Source organism: Ramlibacter sp. 2FC, from assembly GCF_005503345.1.
In the GTDB taxonomy this organism is placed as follows: Bacteria; Pseudomonadota; Gammaproteobacteria; order Burkholderiales; family Burkholderiaceae_C; genus SCMQ01.
On sequence record NZ_SCMM01000071.1, the window covers coordinates 1 to 16,907 of the forward strand.

Annotated in this window: 14 protein-coding genes; 10 read left to right on the forward strand and 4 right to left on the reverse strand. The window is 70.8% G+C overall.

The features are described from left to right. Positions 1 to 390 (forward strand): histidine phosphatase family protein (locus tag FFS10_RS20675; protein ID WP_137896487.1); only part of this gene is annotated, 390 nt, incomplete at its 5' end. On the opposite strand, the gene FFS10_RS20680 is transcribed toward FFS10_RS20675, so the two are convergent. Both FFS10_RS20680 and FFS10_RS20685 read right to left on the reverse strand, forming a co-directional pair. Beyond that, a complete protein-coding gene (locus FFS10_RS20680) occupies positions 381 to 1,430 on the reverse strand; it encodes an RNA methyltransferase (protein ID WP_137896488.1) in 1,050 nt (349 codons plus the stop codon). The genes FFS10_RS20675 and FFS10_RS20680 overlap by 10 nt on opposite strands. Continuing rightward, positions 1,430 to 2,278, reverse strand: a complete 849-nt coding sequence (locus FFS10_RS20685) for a creatininase family protein (RefSeq protein ID WP_137896489.1) — start codon at positions 2,276 to 2,278, stop codon at positions 1,430 to 1,432. Before FFS10_RS20685 ends, FFS10_RS20680 begins: the two co-directional genes overlap by 1 nt. A gap of 87 nt (positions 2,279 to 2,365) precedes the next feature. Here FFS10_RS20685 and FFS10_RS20690 point away from each other — a divergent pair, with 87 nt between their 5' ends. Then, on the forward strand, positions 2,366 to 3,901 hold the full coding sequence (locus FFS10_RS20690; RefSeq protein WP_137896490.1) for a GGDEF domain-containing protein: 1,536 nt from the start codon (positions 2,366 to 2,368) through the stop codon (positions 3,899 to 3,901). An 11-nt stretch (positions 3,902 to 3,912) separates the two neighbouring features. Here FFS10_RS20690 and FFS10_RS20695 read toward each other — a convergent pair whose 3' ends face one another. Next, positions 3,913 to 5,163 carry a class I SAM-dependent methyltransferase gene (locus FFS10_RS20695; protein WP_502702901.1) on the reverse strand — a complete coding sequence of 417 codons (1,251 nt, stop codon included), beginning with the start codon at positions 5,161 to 5,163 and terminating at the stop codon, positions 3,913 to 3,915. 165 nt (positions 5,164 to 5,328) lie between these two features. Between FFS10_RS20695 and FFS10_RS20700 the strand changes: the two genes are divergently transcribed. The 5 genes from FFS10_RS20700 (at position 5,329) to FFS10_RS20720 (ending at position 12,093) form a co-directional block, all read left to right on the forward strand. Beyond that, on the forward strand, positions 5,329 to 7,509 hold the full coding sequence (locus tag FFS10_RS20700; protein ID WP_137896491.1) for a protein-disulfide reductase DsbD family protein: 2,181 nt from the start codon (positions 5,329 to 5,331) through the stop codon (positions 7,507 to 7,509). Between the two features lie 43 nt (positions 7,510 to 7,552). Continuing rightward, complete coding sequence (locus tag FFS10_RS20705) at positions 7,553 to 7,966, forward strand: CoA-binding protein (protein ID WP_137896492.1); 414 nt, start codon at positions 7,553 to 7,555, stop codon at positions 7,964 to 7,966. A 34-nt stretch (positions 7,967 to 8,000) separates the two neighbouring features. Continuing rightward, complete coding sequence (gene hemE / locus FFS10_RS20710) at positions 8,001 to 9,122, forward strand: uroporphyrinogen decarboxylase (RefSeq protein WP_137896493.1); 1,122 nt, start codon at positions 8,001 to 8,003, stop codon at positions 9,120 to 9,122. A gap of 399 nt (positions 9,123 to 9,521) precedes the next feature. Next, a complete protein-coding gene (gene priA, locus FFS10_RS20715) occupies positions 9,522 to 11,615 on the forward strand; it encodes a replication restart helicase PriA (protein ID WP_137896494.1) in 2,094 nt (697 codons plus the stop codon). A gap of 109 nt (positions 11,616 to 11,724) precedes the next feature. Continuing rightward, positions 11,725 to 12,093, forward strand: a complete 369-nt coding sequence (locus FFS10_RS20720) for a hypothetical protein (protein WP_137896495.1) — start codon at positions 11,725 to 11,727, stop codon at positions 12,091 to 12,093. A 25-nt stretch (positions 12,094 to 12,118) separates the two neighbouring features. Here FFS10_RS20720 and FFS10_RS20725 read toward each other — a convergent pair whose 3' ends face one another. Further along, positions 12,119 to 13,084, reverse strand: coding sequence for an AEC family transporter (locus tag FFS10_RS20725; RefSeq protein ID WP_137896496.1), 966 nt, complete (start codon positions 13,082 to 13,084; stop codon positions 12,119 to 12,121). A 113-nt stretch (positions 13,085 to 13,197) separates the two neighbouring features. Between FFS10_RS20725 and FFS10_RS20730 the strand changes: the two genes are divergently transcribed. From FFS10_RS20730 to FFS10_RS20740, 3 genes are read left to right on the forward strand one after another with little or no spacing between them, the layout of a single operon-like run. Beyond that, a complete protein-coding gene (locus FFS10_RS20730) occupies positions 13,198 to 15,288 on the forward strand; it encodes an ATP-dependent helicase (RefSeq protein WP_137896497.1) in 2,091 nt (696 codons plus the stop codon). Beyond that, complete coding sequence (locus FFS10_RS20735) at positions 15,285 to 15,749, forward strand: hypothetical protein (RefSeq protein WP_137896498.1); 465 nt, start codon at positions 15,285 to 15,287, stop codon at positions 15,747 to 15,749. The genes FFS10_RS20730 and FFS10_RS20735 overlap by 4 nt, the downstream gene beginning before the upstream one ends. Continuing rightward, positions 15,683 to 16,855: a phospholipase A gene (locus tag FFS10_RS20740; RefSeq protein ID WP_137896499.1), complete on the forward strand. Its 1,173-nt coding sequence runs from the start codon at positions 15,683 to 15,685 to the stop codon at positions 16,853 to 16,855. Before FFS10_RS20735 ends, FFS10_RS20740 begins: the two co-directional genes overlap by 67 nt. Positions 16,856 to 16,907: the final 52 nt, after the last annotated feature.

Consider the following 16,907-nt stretch of genomic DNA (forward strand, 5'->3'; position numbering starts at 1 on the left):
CCCCTGCCCCGGCCCGACACGCCCGAGCGCTACCGCCATCACTTCCGCCTGCTGCGCGAGGGCCTGGCCCAGTGGATGGCCGGCAAGGTCCAGCCCCGGGGCATGCCGAGCTACGAGGATTTCCTGGGCGGCGTGACCGGGGTGCTCGACCATGTGCGCCAGAACCACGAGGGCCATGTGCTGCTGGTCTCCAGCGGCGGGCCGATCGCCGCGGCGGTCGGCCATGTGCTGGGCACCGCGCCGCAGACCACGATAGAGCTCAACCTGCGCATACGCAACAGCGCGCTCACCGAGTTCGCCTTCACGCCCAAGCGCCACCTGCTGCTGAGCTACAACAGCCTGCCGCACCTGGACCAGCCGGGCTTGCGGGACTGGGAAACTTACGCCTGAGCCGCCAGGGGAGCGCGCCGAAACCGCACGGGCTGCTCGCCGGATGCCGCGGCGCGAGCGCGCAGCTGGCCGCAGCCGCCGTCCACGTCCTGCCCGGCCGACTGGCGCAGCTTGGTCAGCACGCCGCGCCGGTGCAGGCTGCGCGCGATCTCGGCCGCGCGCTCCCATGACGGGCGGCGGAACGGCAGGTCGTCGACATGGTTGTAGGGGATCATGTTCATGATCGCGTACTTGCCGCGCAGCAGGCGCACGATGCCGTCCAGCTCTTCGTCGCTGTCGTTGATGCCTTCGAGCAGGGTCCACTGGTACTGGATCGGGTAGCCCGTGGCGCGCGCATAGCGCTCGCCCTGCGCCACCAATTCCTCGGGCGCGATGCGCGGCGCGCGCGGCAGCAGGCGCTCGCGCAGCTCGGCGCGCGTGCTGTGCAGCGACAGGGCCAGCGCCGGCTTGACGCGGCCCAGCGGCAGCTGCTCGAACACGCGCGGGTCGCCGACGGTGGAGAACACCAGGTTCTTGTGGCCAATGTTGCCCACCGTGCCCAGCAGGTCTATGGCCTCCAGCACGTTGTCCAGGTTGTGGGCTGGCTCGCCCATGCCCATGAAGACCACTTTCTTCACCGGCCGCAAGCGGCGCGCCAGCGCCACCTGGGCCACGATCTCGGCGCTGCCCAGCTGGCGCAGCAGGCCGCTGCGGCCGGTCATGCAGAACACGCAGCCCACCGCGCAGCCGACCTGGCTGGACACGCACAGGCCCTCGCGCGGCAGCAGCACGCTCTCCACCGTCTGGCCGTCGGCCAGCTCGACCAGCAGGCGCGCCGAGCCGTCCTCGCCCGGATGCTCGGAGCGCAGGCGCGCCAGCGCCTGCAGCTCGGCATCGAGCTCCGGCAAGGCCGCGCGCAGCGCCTGGGGCAGGAAATCCTCGAGCTGGCGCCGCCCGCTGTCCTGCGGCAATGCCTGGGCCCACAAGCGCAGCACGCGCTGCTCGTGACCCGGCTTGGCGTCCAGGGCGCGCAGGCGCTGCCGCAAGTTCTCGATCCGCATCAGGGTGCCGTCCGGTCGGGCCAGCCGCGCCCCGGGCTCAGCGTGTCGGGCGGCAGGCGGTCGATCTCGGCCAGCAGCCGGGCCAGGGCGCGCCCCGCCGCGTCGAGCAGGGCCTGGCCCTTCTCGGCCGTGGCGGCGGCGGCATTGCCGACCGCGCCGGCCGGGTGGTAGTCCTGCATCTGCCAGCCCAGCTTGGCGCTGCGGCCGTTGCCCAGAATGGGAAAGCGCGCGGCGCGGTCCTGGGCCTTGGAGCGGAAATCCTGCGCCAGCTGCATGCGCACGAGATCGGGCCGCAGCGCCAGCATCATCGAGGTCTCGATCTCGCCCGCGTGGATGCCGAAGCGGTGTTCCTGGGCGCTGAAGCGCGCGTTGACGTCGGCGCCCTGGGCGTCGATCAACGGCAGGTTGAACCAGCTCGCGCTGTAGACCAGCAGTCCCAAGCGGGCACGCAGATCGCGCGCCACGATGTCCATCACGCTGACCTGGCCGCCATGGGCGTTGAACAGCACCAGCTTCTTCACGCCGGCCGCCGCCACCGATTCGCCGATCTCGGTCCACAGCCGGATCACGGTCTCGGCCTTGAGCGTCAGCGTGCCGGGAAAGCGCGCGTGCTCGGGGCTCAGCCCCAGGGCCTGGGTCGGCAGGAACAGCACGGGCAGGTCGGCCGCGAGCTCGGGCAAAGCCGCCGCCACCACGCCCTCGACCAGGTCGCTGTCCACCGACAGCGGCAGGTGCGGCCCATGCTGCTCGGTGGCCGCGACCGGCAGCACCGCGATGGCGCGCGCCAGGTCCAGCCGGTCGAAATCGGCCGTGCTCAGTTCGGCCCAGAAGCGTGAGGAGTGGCTCATGGGGGCATCTTAGATGCTTCCTGACAGTTCCATGAAAGCCGGACGGCTACACTCGGCGCAGCCGAAAGTATTCATACGAATCGCCCGATGCAGAACCCCGTCTTCGTCTCCAGATCTCTGCTGCTCTCGCGCGGTGCGGGCCTGCTGACAGCCCTGCTCGGCGCCACCGTCCTGATGGGCTGGTGGCTGGGCATAGACGGCATCAAGAGCGCTTTCCCGGGCACCGTGTCCATGAAGGCCAACACCGCCTGCGCCCTGGTGGCTGCCGGCGCGGCGCTGCTGCTGGAGGCAGGCCCCGCCACCGCCTGGGCAAGGCGCGCCGCGCGGCTGCTGACGGCCCTGGTGCTCCTGGTGGCGGGACTGAGCCTGGCGCAATACCTGGTCGCGCTCGACTTCGGCTTCGACCAGTGGCTGTTCCAGGACGACACGCTGCTGTCGACCTCGCATCCGGGCCGCATGGCGCCCGTGACGGCGCTAGGTCTGGGCCTGATCGGTGCGGCGCTGCTGCTGAAGGACCGCCGCCCCATGGCAGCCCAAAGCCTGTCGCTGGCGGCACTGCTGCTGGCCCTGCTGGCCCTGGTGGGCTACGCCTTCGAGGTCCAGTCGCTCTACCGCATCAGCAGCTTCAGCTCGATCGCGGTCCATACGGCGTTCGCGCTGGCGCTGCTGAGCCTGGGCGTGATCGCTGCGCGCCCCAGCCAGGGCTTCATGAAGATCATGGTGAGCGACGCCTCCGCGGGCCTGGTGGCGCGCCGCCTGCTGCCGCTTGCGCCCCTGCTGCTCTTCAGCCTGGGCTGGCTGACGTTTCTCGGCCGGCGTGCCGGGCTTTACGACGACAGCTTCGCCCTGGCGCTGGTGGTGATGGCGGGCGGCGCAGCCGCCACGCTCCTGGTCCTGCGCCTGGCGCGCAGGATCTACCTGGTCGACCACCAGCATCGACAGGCGCAGGAGCAGCTGGCCGCGCTCAACGCGGGCCTGGAGCAGACCGTTGCCGCACGCACCCGCGAACTGGAGGTCGTCAATGCCAAGCTGATGGCCGAGAACACGGAACGGCGCCGGGCCGAGGAGGAGGTGCGCCGCCTGTCCCTGACCGACGAGTTGACCGGCCTGTGGAACCGGCGCGGCTTCTTCGTGCTGGCAGAGCAGGAGCTCAAGGCCGCGCGGCGCGCCGACAGGCAGCTGGCGCTGTTCTACATCGACCTGGATGGACTCAAGCAGGTCAACGACCGCTATGGACACGAAACCGGCGATGCCCTGCTGCGCGATGCCGCGCAGGTCCTGAAAGCCACCTTCCGCGCCTGCGACATCGTCTCGCGCCTGGGGGGTGACGAGTTCGCCATTCTGGCGGCGACCCACGCGCAAGGCGAGTGCGCGCTCGGGCGCCTGCAATCCGCCATCGAACGGTTCAACCAGGGGCGCGTGCCCTCCCTCCAACTGTCGTTCAGCATCGGCGTGATAGAGGGCGCGCCTTCGCAAGACCACGGCCTGGTCGATCTGCTGGCCGCGGCCGACGCCATGATGTATGGGCAAAAGCAGGCGCGCTACCGCAGCCAGGGCGAGGCCCCCAGCCGGCCCGGCAGCCCGCGCGCAGCCGGCGGGCTTGCGCTCGGCATCCCGGGCTGAGGCCAACGGCCTCAGCCCCGGCCGTACATCCAGTCGCGCGACCAGGGCAGGCCCTGGGCCGGCTGGCCGGCGCGGCGGCACAGCACCTGGTACAGAGACACCTGGTCGTGCTCGAAGGCCCACTGGCTGCCGACCAGGTAGACGCGCCAGATGCGCCAGCGCTTCTCGTCGACCAAGCGCTTGATGCGCTCGGTGCGGGCCTCGAAGGACTCGCTCCACAGCTGCAGCGTGCGCGCGTAGTGGCGGCGCAGGCCCTCCACGTCGACCGCCTCCAGCCCGCCTTCCTGCAGGGTGGTCAGCACGGTGCCTATGTGCGGCAGCTCGCCCTGCGGGAACACATAGCGGTCGATGAAGCGGCCACCGCCCCAGCCGGTCTCGCCGTTGTGCGCGTCGGTCGAAGTGATGCCGTGGTTCAGCGCCCAGCCATCCGGCGCCAGCAGCTGGTGGATGCTGCGGAAGTAATCGGCCAGGTGCCTGAGCCCCACATGCTCGAACATGCCCACGCTGGTGATGCGCTCGAACGACTCGTGCAGCTCGCGGTAGTCCTGCAGGCGGATCTCCACGCGGTCCTGCAGGCCGGCCTCGCGCACCCGTTCGCGCGCCAGCTCGTACTGGTTCTGCGACAGCGTGATGCCCACGCAGCGCGCGCCGAAATGCGTGGCCGCGCGCATCACCAGGGCCCCCCAGCCGCAGCCTATGTCCAGCAGGCGCTGCCCCGGCGCCAGGCGCAGCTTGGTCAGGATATGGTCGATTTTCTTGATCTGGGCCTGCGCCAGCGACTCGTCGCCCCGCGCGAAATAGGCGCAGGAATAGACCATGGCCGGGTCCAGCCATTCGGCGTAGAAGGCGTTGGAGACGTCGTAGTGGTAGTGGATCGCCTCGCGATCCGCCTCCTTGGTGTGGTGGGTGGCGTGGGCGATGCGCTGCACCAGGCGCGCCACGGCCCCCTCGGCGCGATGAGGCGGGTGTTCGCCGGCCTGGGCCAGCCGCCAGGCCACGGCCATCAGGTCCTGCACCGAACCCGTGAGGTCGATGTGCCCCTCCACATAGGCCTCGCCCAGGCTCTCCAGGCTGGGCGACAGCAGTGCCGGCACGGCAGCGGGGTGGCGGATGCGGATCTCCACCCGCGGCTCGGCAAAATCGCCCAGGCGCAGCCCCGGGGAATCCCCCCAGCGCAGCAGCACCGGCAGATTGAACTGCATGCGCAGGTGGTCGGCCCAGGGGGTCAGGGCCGAGGTCAGGGCCGAATCCAGTACCAGCATGGTGTCCGTCCTCCGCGCGGCGCCGGCGGCCCGGGCCGCACTTGCGCGCCAAAACATTATTTCAGGACTTGGCGTCCGATGAAAAGCCCATGCGGCTAAGCGTATAGTCGCCGCGGAACCAATCGGCCGGCCCGGCACTCCCACCGGCGGCTCCTCCTCCCTCCCATGCCCCGCCTCCGACCGTTTCTATACCGCGCGTTAGCTATCCTATCGATAGCATTTTTTGCCCTCGACGCCTGGGCCCAGCTGCCGCGCAACCCGGGCTCCGAAGTCAGCACCGCCCAGGTGCGGGCCGAGCTGCTGGCCCATGCCCCCCAGGGCATTGCGCCGGGCCAGCCGCTGTGGGCCGGGCTGCGGCTCACGCACCAGCCGCACTGGCACACCTACTGGAAGAACTCGGGCGACTCGGGCCAACCCACCCAGCTCGAATGGAGCCTGCCGCCCGGCGTGACGGCCGGCGAGATCGCCTGGCCCCTGCCCAAGAAAATCCCGGTCGGCACCCTGGCCAACTACGGCTACGAGGACCAGGTGCTGCTGCCCGTGCCGCTCGCCATCGGCCCCGGCTTCCGTCCGCCCGCCTTCGGCGACACCCTGGATCTGAAGCTCAAGGCGCGCTGGCTGGTCTGCCGCCAGGAATGCATCCCCGAGGAAGGCGAGTTCGCGCTGCAGCTGCCGCTGCGCGGCTCCACCGCCCTGCACGGCGCCGCCTTCGACGCCGCGCTCAAGGCCCAGCCCAGCCCGGTGCAAGGCGCGCACAAGGTCGAGCTGCAGGACGGCGGCAAGACCCTGGCCGTCAGCGTGGCCGGCCTGCCGGCCAGCCTGCGCGGCCGCCAGCTGGACTTCTTCCCCGAGACGCCGAACGTGATCGACAACGCCGCCGAGTCCGGCCGGGGCTGGACCCAGGCCTGGCAGGGCACGCTGTGGACCGCGCGCATCCCGGTCTCGCCCCAGCGCAGCGAAAGCCCGGCGCGCATGCCGCTGGTGCTCTCCGTCGGCGGCCAGGGCGGCCAGGGCTGGCGCGCCGAGGCGCAGGTCGTCGGCCGCTGGCCGGCCGTGGCCGCGCCGGCGCCGCTGCCGCCCGCCCTGCAGGCGGCGCTGGCGCAGAACGCGGCCACCGTCGCCCCGCCTGCCGCCGGCGGCGCCACCGAACTGGGCCTGGGCCTGGCCCTGCTGGGCGCGCTGTTCGGCGGCCTGGCCCTCAACCTCATGCCCTGCGTGTTCCCGGTGCTCGCGATCAAGGTGCTGGGCTTTGCCCGCCATGCCGACGACCGGCGCGGCCACCGCATCGCCGGCCTGGCCTACAGCGGCGGCGTGATGGCCTCCTTTCTGGCGCTGGGTGGGCTGATGCTGGGCTTGCGCGCGGCCGGCGAACAGCTGGGATGGGGTTTCCAGCTGCAGTCGCCGGCCATGGTGGCGGCGCTGGCCGTGCTGTTCACCGTGATGGGGCTGAACCTGGCCGGCCTGTTCGAATGGGGCCGCTTCGTGCCGGGCCGGCTGGCCGCGCTCGAAGCCCGTCATCCGGTGGTCAACGCCTTCGTCTCGGGTGTGCTGGCCGTGGCCATCGCCTCGCCCTGCACCGCCCCCTTCATGGGCGCCTCGCTGGGCTTTGCGATCGCCCTGCCGGCGACTCAGGCGCTGGCCGTGTTCGCAGCGCTGGGCCTTGGCATGGCCCTGCCCTACTTGGCGGCCAGCCTGGCGCCGGCGGTCGCCCGGCTGCTGCCGCGCCCCGGCGCCTGGATGGACCATTTCCGCCGCCTCATGGCCTTCCCCATGTTCGCCACCGTGGCCTGGCTGGTCTGGGTGCTGGGCCAGCAAAGCGGCATCGACGGCGCAGGCGCCCTGCTGGCCCTGTTGGTGGGCCTGAGCCTGGTGCTGTGGACGCTCACGCTCGAAGGCCGCGCGCGCGCCTGGCTGGCCACGCTGGCCATCGCCGGCCTGGCGCTGCTGGCGGGCGCCCTGGGACCGGCGGTGGTGCGGGTGCAGGACGGCGCCCGGACCGTGGCCGAGGGCGAGCGCTGGCAGCCCTGGTCCGCCGCGAAGGCCGAGGCGCTGCTGGCCAGCGGCCGGCCGGTGTTCGTGGACTTCACGGCCGCCTGGTGCGTGACCTGCCAGCTCAACAAGGGCACGCTGTCCGACGCCCAGGTGCTGGCCGACTTCGATGCCAAGCGCGTGCAGCTGCTGCGCGCCGACTGGACGCGCCGCGACCCCGCCATCACGGCCGCGCTGCAACAGCTGGGCCGCAGCGGCATACCGGTCTACGTGCTCTACCAGGCCGGCCGCGCCCCGCTGGTGCTGACCGAGCTGCTCGGCGTGGACGAGCTGCGCACCGCCCTGGCCAGCCTTTGACCCCGGAGCCGGCGCGGCTGCCGGCCCTGTCTACACTGCGGTCATGAGCGTTGCCGACACCATTGGCCTGATCCTGGGCAGCTGCCGCACCATTGCCGTGGTCGGCCTCAGCCCCCAGCCCTACCGGCCCAGCCACGGCGTCTCGGCCGCCATGCAGGCGCAGGGCTACCGCATCATTCCGGTGAACCCCTACGCCGATCGCGTGCTCGGCGAAAAGGCCTACCCCAGCCTCACCGAGGCCGCGCAGCACGAACGCATCGAGCTGGTCAACATCTTCCGCAACCCCGAGGACGTGCCCCCGCTGATCGACGAAGCGATCGCCGTCGGCGCCCGTGCGGTCTGGATGCAGCTGGGCATCGCCCACGCCGGCGCCGCGCTCAAGGCCGAGGCCGCGGGCCTGCTGGTGGTGCAGGACGCCTGCATCGCAGTCGAGCTCGCACGGCTCGCCGCCCGCTGAGCCCCGGAGGGGGCGGCCTGCGACAATCGCAGGCATGAGCATCCCGACTTTCGCCCCGCTGCAAAACGACAGCTTCCTGCGCGCCTGCCTGCGCCAGGCCACCGAGCACACGCCGGTCTGGCTGATGCGCCAGGCCGGCCGCTACCTGCCGGAATACTGCGCCACGCGCGCCAAGGCCGGCAGCTTCATGAGCCTGGCCACGAATGTGGACTACGCCACCGAGGTCACGCTGCAGCCGCTGGCGCGCTACCCGCTGGACGCGGCCATCCTGTTCTCCGACATCCTCACGGTGCCCGACGCCATGGGCCTGGGCCTGTCGTTCGCCCAGGGCGAAGGCCCGCGCTTTGCCACCCCGGTGCGCGACGAGGCCGCCGTCGAAGCGCTGGCGGTGCCGGACCTGGACAAGCTGCGCTACGTGTTCGACGCCGTCACTTCGATCCGCAAGGCGCTGAACGGCCGGGTACCGCTGATCGGCTTTTCCGGCAGCCCCTGGACCCTGGCCTGCTACATGGTCGAGGGCCAGGGCTCGCAGGACTACCGCCTGGTCAAGACCATGCTGTACGCGCGCCCGGACCTGATGCACCGCCTGCTGCAGGTCAACGCCGACGCCGTGGCCGCCTACCTCAACGCGCAGATCGACGCCGGCGCCCAGGCCGTGATGATTTTCGACAGCTGGGGCGGCGTGCTGGCCGACGGCGCCTTCCAGGCCTTCAGCCTGGCCTACACGGCGCGTGTGCTGGCCGGCCTCAAGCGCCATGGCGTGGACGGCCAGATCGTGCCGCGCATCGTCTTCACCAAGGGCGGCGGCCTGTGGCTGCAGGAGATGGCGGCGCTGGACTGCGAGGTGCTGGGCCTGGACTGGACCATGAACCTGGGCCGCGCGCGTGCCCTGGTCGGCGGCGCGGCGGGCGGACCGGGCAAGGCGCTGCAGGGCAACATCGACCCCAACGCGCTGTTCGCCCCGCCCGCGCAGATCCGCGCCGAGGCGGCCAGGGTGCTGGACAGCTTCGGCGCGCCGCACCGCAACCCCGCGACCTGCGGCCCCACCCACATCTTCAACCTCGGCCATGGCATCAGCCAGCACACGCCGCCCGAGCATGTAACGGCGCTGGTGGAAGCCGTGCACAGCCACTCGCGCGCGCTGCGCGGCGGCTGAACCGGACTGCGGCGCGCCACATGCGCGCCACATCTTGGGGCCCGCTGCCGGCGGGCGCCCCAAATCGTGGAATCCGGCACCGCGGTTATGCACAAAAAAAGTGGTGCTGCATCGCAACAAAACGCCTCCGCAAAGGTCCCTGCTATCAAACCCGTAGCTGAGCTAAGTTATTGATTCTTAATGATTTGGGAAGTCTGCTGCTTTAGCGGGCAGCGCAAGCAGAGCCTTGATGGACAAGGGTTTTGCGTGTGTAACGGTTTGTTTTCAACAAAGTTATCCACAGAAATACTGGACGCTTCGCAAAGTACTTTGAAATCAAGCACTTAAGCCCGATTTGAAAAGACAACCTGAGCAAGCTCGGACAAGTTAAACAAAAGTATTCAAACGGTCGCCCCCTACATGAGCCACTGGCTTGCCGTCCTCGTCCAGACCCCGGCCCACAGCGCCGTGGCCGGGCCCCTGACTTACCGCAGCGCCCTGCCGCTTGCGGCCGGCACGCTGGTGCGCGTGCCCCTGGGCTCGCGCGAGGTGCTGGGCATCGTCTGGGCCACGCTGGACGGGCCGCCCGAGGGAAGGCTGGCGCAGGACGCCCGGGCCGTGGCCGGCGTGCTGGAGGGCCTGCCGCCGCTGGGCCCGGCCTGGCGCCAGCTGGTGGGCTTTGCGGCCAGCTACTACCAGCGCGCCCTGGGCGAGGTGGCGCTGGCCGCCTTGCCGCCGCAACTGCGCGAGCTCAGCGCCGTGCAGCTGGCGCGGCGACTCAAGCGCCAGGCCCTGGCGGGCGGTGAGGCGCCGGCCGCCGAGCCGCTGCGGCTGTCTGCCCAGCAGGCTCAGGCCCTGGCCCGCCTGGAAGGCGAGCCAGGCCCCTTCCTGCTGTTCGGCGCCACCGGCAGCGGCAAGACCGAGGTCTACCTGCACGCCGTCCAGGCCCTGCTGCAGCGCGAGCCCGAAGCCCAGGCCCTGGTCATGGTGCCCGAGATCAACCTCACGCCGCAGCTGGAAGCGCGCTTCACCGAGCGCTTCGGCCCCCAGGCCGTGGTCGCGCTGCACAGCGGCATGACCCCGGCCCAGCGCCTCAAGAGCTGGCTGGCCGCGCACGGCGGCGCGGCGCGCATCGTGCTGGGCACGCGCATGGCGGTGTTTGCCTCTTGCCCCAGGCTGCGGCTGATCGTGGTCGACGAGGAGCACGACCCCAGCTACAAGCAGCAGGAAGGCGCGCGTTATTCGGCGCGCGACCTGGCCGTCTACCGTGGCCGGCTCGAGGGCGCCAAGGTGCTGCTGGGCTCGGCCACGCCCTCGCTGGAGAGCTGGCACCACAGCCGGCCGGCCGAGCAAGGCGGGCGCTATGTGCGCCTGGAAATGCCCGAGCGCATAGGCGCCGGCAGCCTGCCGCGCGTGCGGCGCGTGGACATGAACCACCAGCCGCGCCGGGCTGTGTTCTCCGCCCCGCTGCTCGAGGCCATACGCGAACGCGTGGCGCGCGGCGAGCAGAGCATGGTGTTCCTGAACCGGCGCGGCTATGCCCCGGTGCTGCACTGCGCCGACTGCGGCTGGAAGAGCGGCTGCCCCTATTGCAGCGCCTGGCGCGTGTTCCACAAGAACGACCGCACGCTGCGCTGCCACCATTGCGGCTTCACGGAGCGCGTGCCGCGCGCCTGCCCGGACTGCGGCAACGCCGACATCGCGCCGCTGGGCCGCGGCACCGAGCGGCTGGAGGAGCATCTGACCGAGCTGCTGGCCGACCTGCGGCGGCCCGACGGCGCGCCGCTGCGCATCGCGCGCATAGACGCCGACACCACCCGGCTCAAGGGCGCGCTGCAGGCGCAGCTGGCGCAAGTGCACGCCGGCGAGGTCGACGTGCTGGTCGGCACGCAGATGATCGCCAAGGGCCACGACTTTCGCCGCATCACGCTGGTGGCGGCGGTGAACCCCGACGGCGCCCTGTTCTCCAGCGACTTCCGCGCGCCCGAGCGGCTGTTCGCCCTGCTGATGCAGGCCGGCGGGCGCGCCGGGCGGGAGGCCGCGCACAGCGCGGCCAGCGAGATGTGGGTGCAGAGCTTCCACCCCGGCCATGCGCTGTTCGAGGCGCTGAAGCGGCACGACTACCCGGCCTTTGCCGCCAGCCAGCTCAAGGAGCGCGCGCAGGCCGGCCTGCCGCCGTTCAGCTTCCAGGCCCTGGTGCGCGCCGAGGCGCGCACGCAGGAGCTGGCCCAGAGCTTCCTGAACGCGGCCAGCGCCGCCGCGCAGGCCGAGCTGGCCGCGCTCCCGGGCTGGGACCAGGTGCTGGCCCGGCTCAGCCTCTACCCGGCCGTGCCCATGAGCGTGCAGCGCGTGGCCAACGTGGAGCGCGCCCAGATGCTGGTCGAATGCCCCTCGCGCGCCGCTCTGCAGCGCTTCCTGGCGGCCTGGCACGGGGTGCTGCACGCCACGCGCGCCCAGCCCGAGCACAAGGGCCTGATCCGATGGGCGGTGGACGTGGACCCGCTGGCGATCTGAGATTGCCTGTCAGGCCGGTTTACAAATGGAAAAACCCCTGCCGGCATCGGGTTCCTAGACTGGGGCATGGATGGCCTTCCAGGCTCCAAGACCGCAAGGAGGACTGCTGATGAAGCATCTTGCCCACACCGGCCTGACCGCCTGGGTCTGCGCCGCCGCCCTGCTGGGCAGCAGCGTCCAGGCCCTAGCCGCCCAGGCCCTGTCACCCGCCGAGCGCGAGGCGCGCGCCGCCCGCTTCACGCGCGAACTGACCACCCAGCCCGAAGCCCAGCTCAGGGCCAACGCCCTGCGCCGCTGCGAGAACCTGCCCGCCTTCTACAAGGTGGACTGCGAGGCGCGCGTGAACGGCCAGGGCCAGATCTCCGGCAGCGTGGCCGGCGGCGGCCTGCTGAAGGAGACCACGACCACCGTGCCAGCCGAGGAAATGGAAAACATCCCCGGCATGGGCGGCCTGCCGCCCCCGGCCCAGACCCGTTAGCGGGCTGTGAACGGAGCGGGCCTGCTCAAACCAGCCAGGCGACGGCGGCCGAGAAGCTCAGAAAGGCCGCCGCGGTGGACAGCAGGATGATGCGCGCGATGCGGCCGCTGTCGGCGCCGAAGCGCTCGGCCAGCATGGCCACGTTGCTGGCGCTGGGCAGCGCCGCCACCAGCACCATCACGGTGAGCGCGAAACGCTCCAGCGGCAGGCCCAGCGCGATGGCCGCGCTGCCCACCGCCCAGACCAGCAGCGGGTGCAGCAGCAGCTTGATCAGCGCCACGGGCAGGTAGTCGCTCAGCGGAATAGTCGCATGGCCTTGCGCGGCCGCGAGCATCTGCGAGCGCGCCAGCACCGCGCCTATGGTGAACAGCGCCACCGGCGAGGCCGCGTCGCCCAGCAGGGCTATGGTCTTGGCCAGCGGGCCCGGCAGCTCCAGGCGCAGCGCCGAAGCCAGGGCACCGAGCAGGATGGCCCAGGCCAGCGGGTTGACCAGGACGCCCCTGAGCGCATTGCGCATGGCGCGCGCCATGCCGTGCTGGCCCGCGCCGTCCAGCCGCGACAGCGCGATGCACAGCGAGCTGGTGATCACCATGTCGACCATGATGGTCACGATGGCCGGACCGGCCGCGCGCGCGCCCAGCAAGGCCAGCAGCAGCGGCACACCCATGAAGCCGGTGTTGGGGAAGGCCGCCACCAGGGCGCCGAAGGCCGCGTCGTTCCAGCGTATGCGGTGGTTCAGGCTGGCCGCCACCGTCAGCGCCACCACCAGCAGGGCGCAGGCCAGGTAGGTGAAGAACACGCCGGCATCGAGCAGCTGCACGATGGGCGTGCTGGCGCCGAAGCGGTACAGCATGCAGGGCAGCGCGAAGAACAGCACGAAGCCGTTCAGGCCCGGGATGGCCTCCAGAGGCAGCATGCGGCGGCGCGCCGCGACATAGCCGCAGAGCACCAGCGCGAAGAAAGGAAAGGTAACAAGCAAGACAGACAACACGGCGCCTATTGTCGTTGCACCCGGGGCCGCGCCGGGGGGCGCGAAGAGATTTCACGATGCAGGATGGCGCCGGCTCGCGGCTGGCTATGATGACCCGCTTTGTCTGAGAATCGATGTCCGGCCTGAACCTCGCCCAACAAGAAGCCGTGAACTACATGCACGGCCCCTGCCTGGTGCTGGCCGGCGCGGGTTCGGGCAAGACGCGCGTGATCACGCACAAGATCGCGCGCCTGATCCAGGCCGGCATAGAGCCCAGGCGCATCGCCGCCATCACCTTCACCAACAAGGCCGCCGCCGAAATGCGCGAGCGCGCCAAGAGCCTGATAGGCAGGGCCGCCAAGGAGGTGGTGATCTGCACCTTCCACGCCCTGGGCGTGCGCCTGATGCGCGAGGACGGCGGCGTGCTGGGCCTCAAGCCCCAGTTCAGCATCCTGGACGCCGACGACGTGGTGAGCATCCTCAAGGACTGCGGCGGCAGCACCGACGCGGCCACGGCGCGCCAGTGGCAGTGGACCATCAGCCTGTGGAAGAACATGGGCCTGAACGCGGCGCAGGCTGAAGCCCAGGCCAAGGACGACAACGAGCGCATCACCGCGCGCATCATGGCGCGCTACGAGGAGCGCCTGGCGGCCTACCAGAGCGTGGACTTCGACGACCTGATCGGCCTGCCGCTCAAGCTGCTCAAGGACTTCCCCGAGGTCAGCGCCAAGTGGCAGGGCAAGCTCGGCCATGTGCTGGTCGACGAGTACCAGGACACCAACGCCACCCAGTACGAGGTGCTCAAGCTGCTGGTCGGGCAGCAGGCGCGCTTCACCGCCGTGGGCGACGACGACCAGTCGATCTACGGCTGGCGCGGCGCCACGCTGGACAACCTGAAGAAGCTGCCGCAGGACTTCCCGAATCTCAAGGTGATCAAGCTGGAGCAGAACTACCGCTCCACCTCGGCCATCCTGCGCGCGGCCAACAACGTGATCCAGCCCAACCCCAAGCTGTTTCCGAAGACGCTGTTCTCCGAGCTCGGCGAGGGCGAGCCGGTGCGCGTGGTCGACGCCGACAACGAGGAACACGAGGCCGAGCGCGCCGTGGCGCGCATCCTGAGCCTGCGCGAGAACTCGCCGCACAAGGAGTGGCGCGACTTCGCCATCCTCTACCGCGCCAACCACATGGCCAAGCCCTTCGAGAAGGCGCTGCGCCGCGCCCAGATCCCCTACAAGGTCTCGGGCGGCCAGAGCTTCTTCGACCGCGCCGAGATCCGTGACCTCTGCGCCTGGTTCCGCCTGTGGGTCAACAACGACGACGACCCGGCCTTCCTGCGCGCCGTGACCGTTCCGAAGCGCGGCATAGGCCACCAGACCCTGGGCCAACTCGGCAGCTTCTCCGGCCAGTACAAGCTCAGCCTGTTCGAGGCCCTGTTCTCCAGCAGCCTGGCCAGCGTGCTCTCGGCGCGCGCCGTGGGGGGCCTGCACGAGTTCGGCCGCTACGTGAACGACCTCGAATACCGGGCGCGCCACACCCTGGGCGCCGAGGACGCGCGCGCCTTCCTGACCGACTGGCTCAAGGAGATAGGCTACGAGCAGCATCTCTACGACGGCGAGGACAACGAGAAGGTCGCCGCCGCACGCTGGACCAACGTGATGGAGTTCTGCGACTGGATGGCCGGTCGCTGCGGCGGCCAGATCGACGACCAGGCCGGCGTGAGCCTGCCTTCGGAGAAGAAGAGCCTGCTCGAGGTCGCGCAGACCATCTCGCTGCTGTCCACGATCAGCGAGCGCGAGCAGGAGCAGAACGTGCTGACCCTGTCCACGCTGCACGCCTCCAAGGGCCTGGAGTGGCCGCATGTGCTGCTGGTCGGCGTCAACGAGGGCCTGCTGCCGTTCAAGCTCGGCGAGGACGAGCAGGCTTCGGGCAAGGCCGCGGGCGCGATGAGCGAGGGCATACTTCAGCGCCTGCAGGAGGAGCGCCGCCTGATGTACGTGGGCATCACGCGCGCCCAGCGCACGCTGGCCGTGAGCTGGACCAAGCGGCGCAAGAAGGGGCGCGAGACCGTGCCGGCCCTGCCCAGCCGCTTCATCGCCGAGATGGCGCTGGACAAGACCACGGCCAAGGAAGACCCGCGCGAGAAGCTCAAGGCGCTGCGCGCCGAGTTCGCCAAGAAGGCCGAGAGCCAGGCCGCAGCGGCCGCGGCCGCCGGGGCTCGCGCGTGAGCTCGCGCCAGCGCGGGCGCCTGGCGCTCTGGCTGCTGGCCGGCGCGGCGCTGGGGGGCACGGCCTGCGCCCTGGCCCAGGCCGGTGCCGGCCTGCAGCCGCCGGCGCGCAGCTGCCCGGCCGCCGACGAGGTCACGCACCTGCACCTGTATGGCCTGTGGCTGGCCCGCTTCGACGGCCTGCCCGGCACGGCCACGCTGTGGCTGGAAAAGAGCCCCAGCCATGCCGAGGGCGTGAGCGGCAGCATAGAGCGCGCCGACCAGCGGGCCCTGGTGGCCGGCGACGTGGACGAGGGCGATTTCACGCTCGAGGAGTCGAGCGACGGGCAGAGGATCGCGGCGACATGGATTGGGAAAGTGAGCGAGGACGCATGCGGCATGGAGATACAGGGCACATGGACCCGCGCAGAAGACAACACCAGTTACCCCTTCGTCTTGCGCAAGCAGCCGGGCTGGCGCTAGCCGTTTCGGCCGCCCAGGGGCAGACATCCGCCGCGGAGGGCGCGGCGCCGGACGTCGGCTGGCAGGCCTGCGCCCGCCTCGCCGAGGACCGCGAGGCACGCCTGGCCTGCTTCGACCGCTGGGCCGGCCAGCAAGCGGGCGAAGCCCCCGTCTCGCCTGCGGCAACCCTGCCGGCGCCCTTGCCGCCGGTGGACGCCAGCATCCCGGCCACGCGCGTGATCAACGTCGCGGCCGAGCCGGGCTGCCAGGACCGCCAGTATTCGGAGCTCTCGCGCTTCTGGGAACTCGAGACCGGCGCCAGCTGCGACCCGCTGAGCATACGCAGCTACCGACCGATCAGCCTGTCGCTGATCGGCTCGGACAGCGTGAACCAGCAGCCTGGCTCGACCAACCCGCTGAACAACGCCGCCAGCGCCCAGCCCTACCGCGTCAGCGAGACGCGCATCCAGCTGTCGGTGCGCACCAAGATCCTGCAGGGCCTGCTGACCCAGGGCCACCCCACGGCACGCGACTCGCTGTGGTTCGGCTACAGCCAGCAGTCCTACTGGCAGCTGTTCACGCCCCAGATCTCGCGGCCCTTCCGCAGCACCGACCACGAGCCCGAGATCGTCTACGTCTACCCCACGGACGCCCAGCTTCCCGGCGGCTGGCGGCTGCGCTACAGCGGCGTGGGCCTGGTGCACCAGTCCAACGGACAGAGCCTGCCGCTGTCGCGCAGCTGGAACCGTGTCTACCTGATGGGCGGCATGGAACTGGGCCACCGCTGGCGCGTGCAGGGTCGCGTCTGGCAACGCCTGCCCGAGAAGCGCGCCAACGACGACAACCCCGACATCAGCGACTACGTGGGACGCGCCGAGCTGGCGGCATTCTGGAACCCCAACCCCGACAACACCCTGGGCCTGACGCTGCGCCACACGCTGCGCTCCGAGGCGCGTGGCTCGGTGCGCGTCGAATGGCTGCGCGCCATCGGCAACGGCAACGGCAGCCGCCCGAGCAGCGGCCTGCGCTTTCACACCCAGCTGTTCAGCGGCTATGGCGACAGCCTGCTCGACTACAACCGCCGCCGCAAGCTGCTCAGCGTCGGGCTGAGCCTGGTCGATTTCTGAAATAGCTCAGAGGCATAATCGTTCGCAAAGGCGCACCATGCCCCTGTCGCCC

Coding starts and splice junctions, on each gene's coding strand:
- FFS10_RS20680 (WP_137896488.1), bottom strand. CDS start 1,430: ATGCGGATCGAGAACTTGCGGCAGCGCCTGCGCGCCCTGGACGCCAAG.
- FFS10_RS20685 (WP_137896489.1), bottom strand. CDS start 2,278: ATGAGCCACTCCTCACGCTTCTGGGCCGAACTGAGCACGGCCGATTTC.
- FFS10_RS20690 (WP_137896490.1), top strand. CDS start 2,366: ATGCAGAACCCCGTCTTCGTCTCCAGATCTCTGCTGCTCTCGCGCGGT.
- FFS10_RS20695 (WP_502702901.1), bottom strand. CDS start 5,163: ATGCTGGTACTGGATTCGGCCCTGACCTCGGCCCTGACCCCCTGGGCC.
- FFS10_RS20700 (WP_137896491.1), top strand. CDS start 5,329: ATGCCCCGCCTCCGACCGTTTCTATACCGCGCGTTAGCTATCCTATCG.
- FFS10_RS20705 (WP_137896492.1), top strand. CDS start 7,553: ATGAGCGTTGCCGACACCATTGGCCTGATCCTGGGCAGCTGCCGCACC.
- hemE (WP_137896493.1), top strand. CDS start 8,001: ATGAGCATCCCGACTTTCGCCCCGCTGCAAAACGACAGCTTCCTGCGC.
- priA (WP_137896494.1), top strand. CDS start 9,522: ATGAGCCACTGGCTTGCCGTCCTCGTCCAGACCCCGGCCCACAGCGCC.
- FFS10_RS20720 (WP_137896495.1), top strand. CDS start 11,725: ATGAAGCATCTTGCCCACACCGGCCTGACCGCCTGGGTCTGCGCCGCC.
- FFS10_RS20730 (WP_137896497.1), top strand. CDS start 13,198: ATGTCCGGCCTGAACCTCGCCCAACAAGAAGCCGTGAACTACATGCAC.
- FFS10_RS20740 (WP_137896499.1), top strand. CDS start 15,683: ATGGACCCGCGCAGAAGACAACACCAGTTACCCCTTCGTCTTGCGCAA.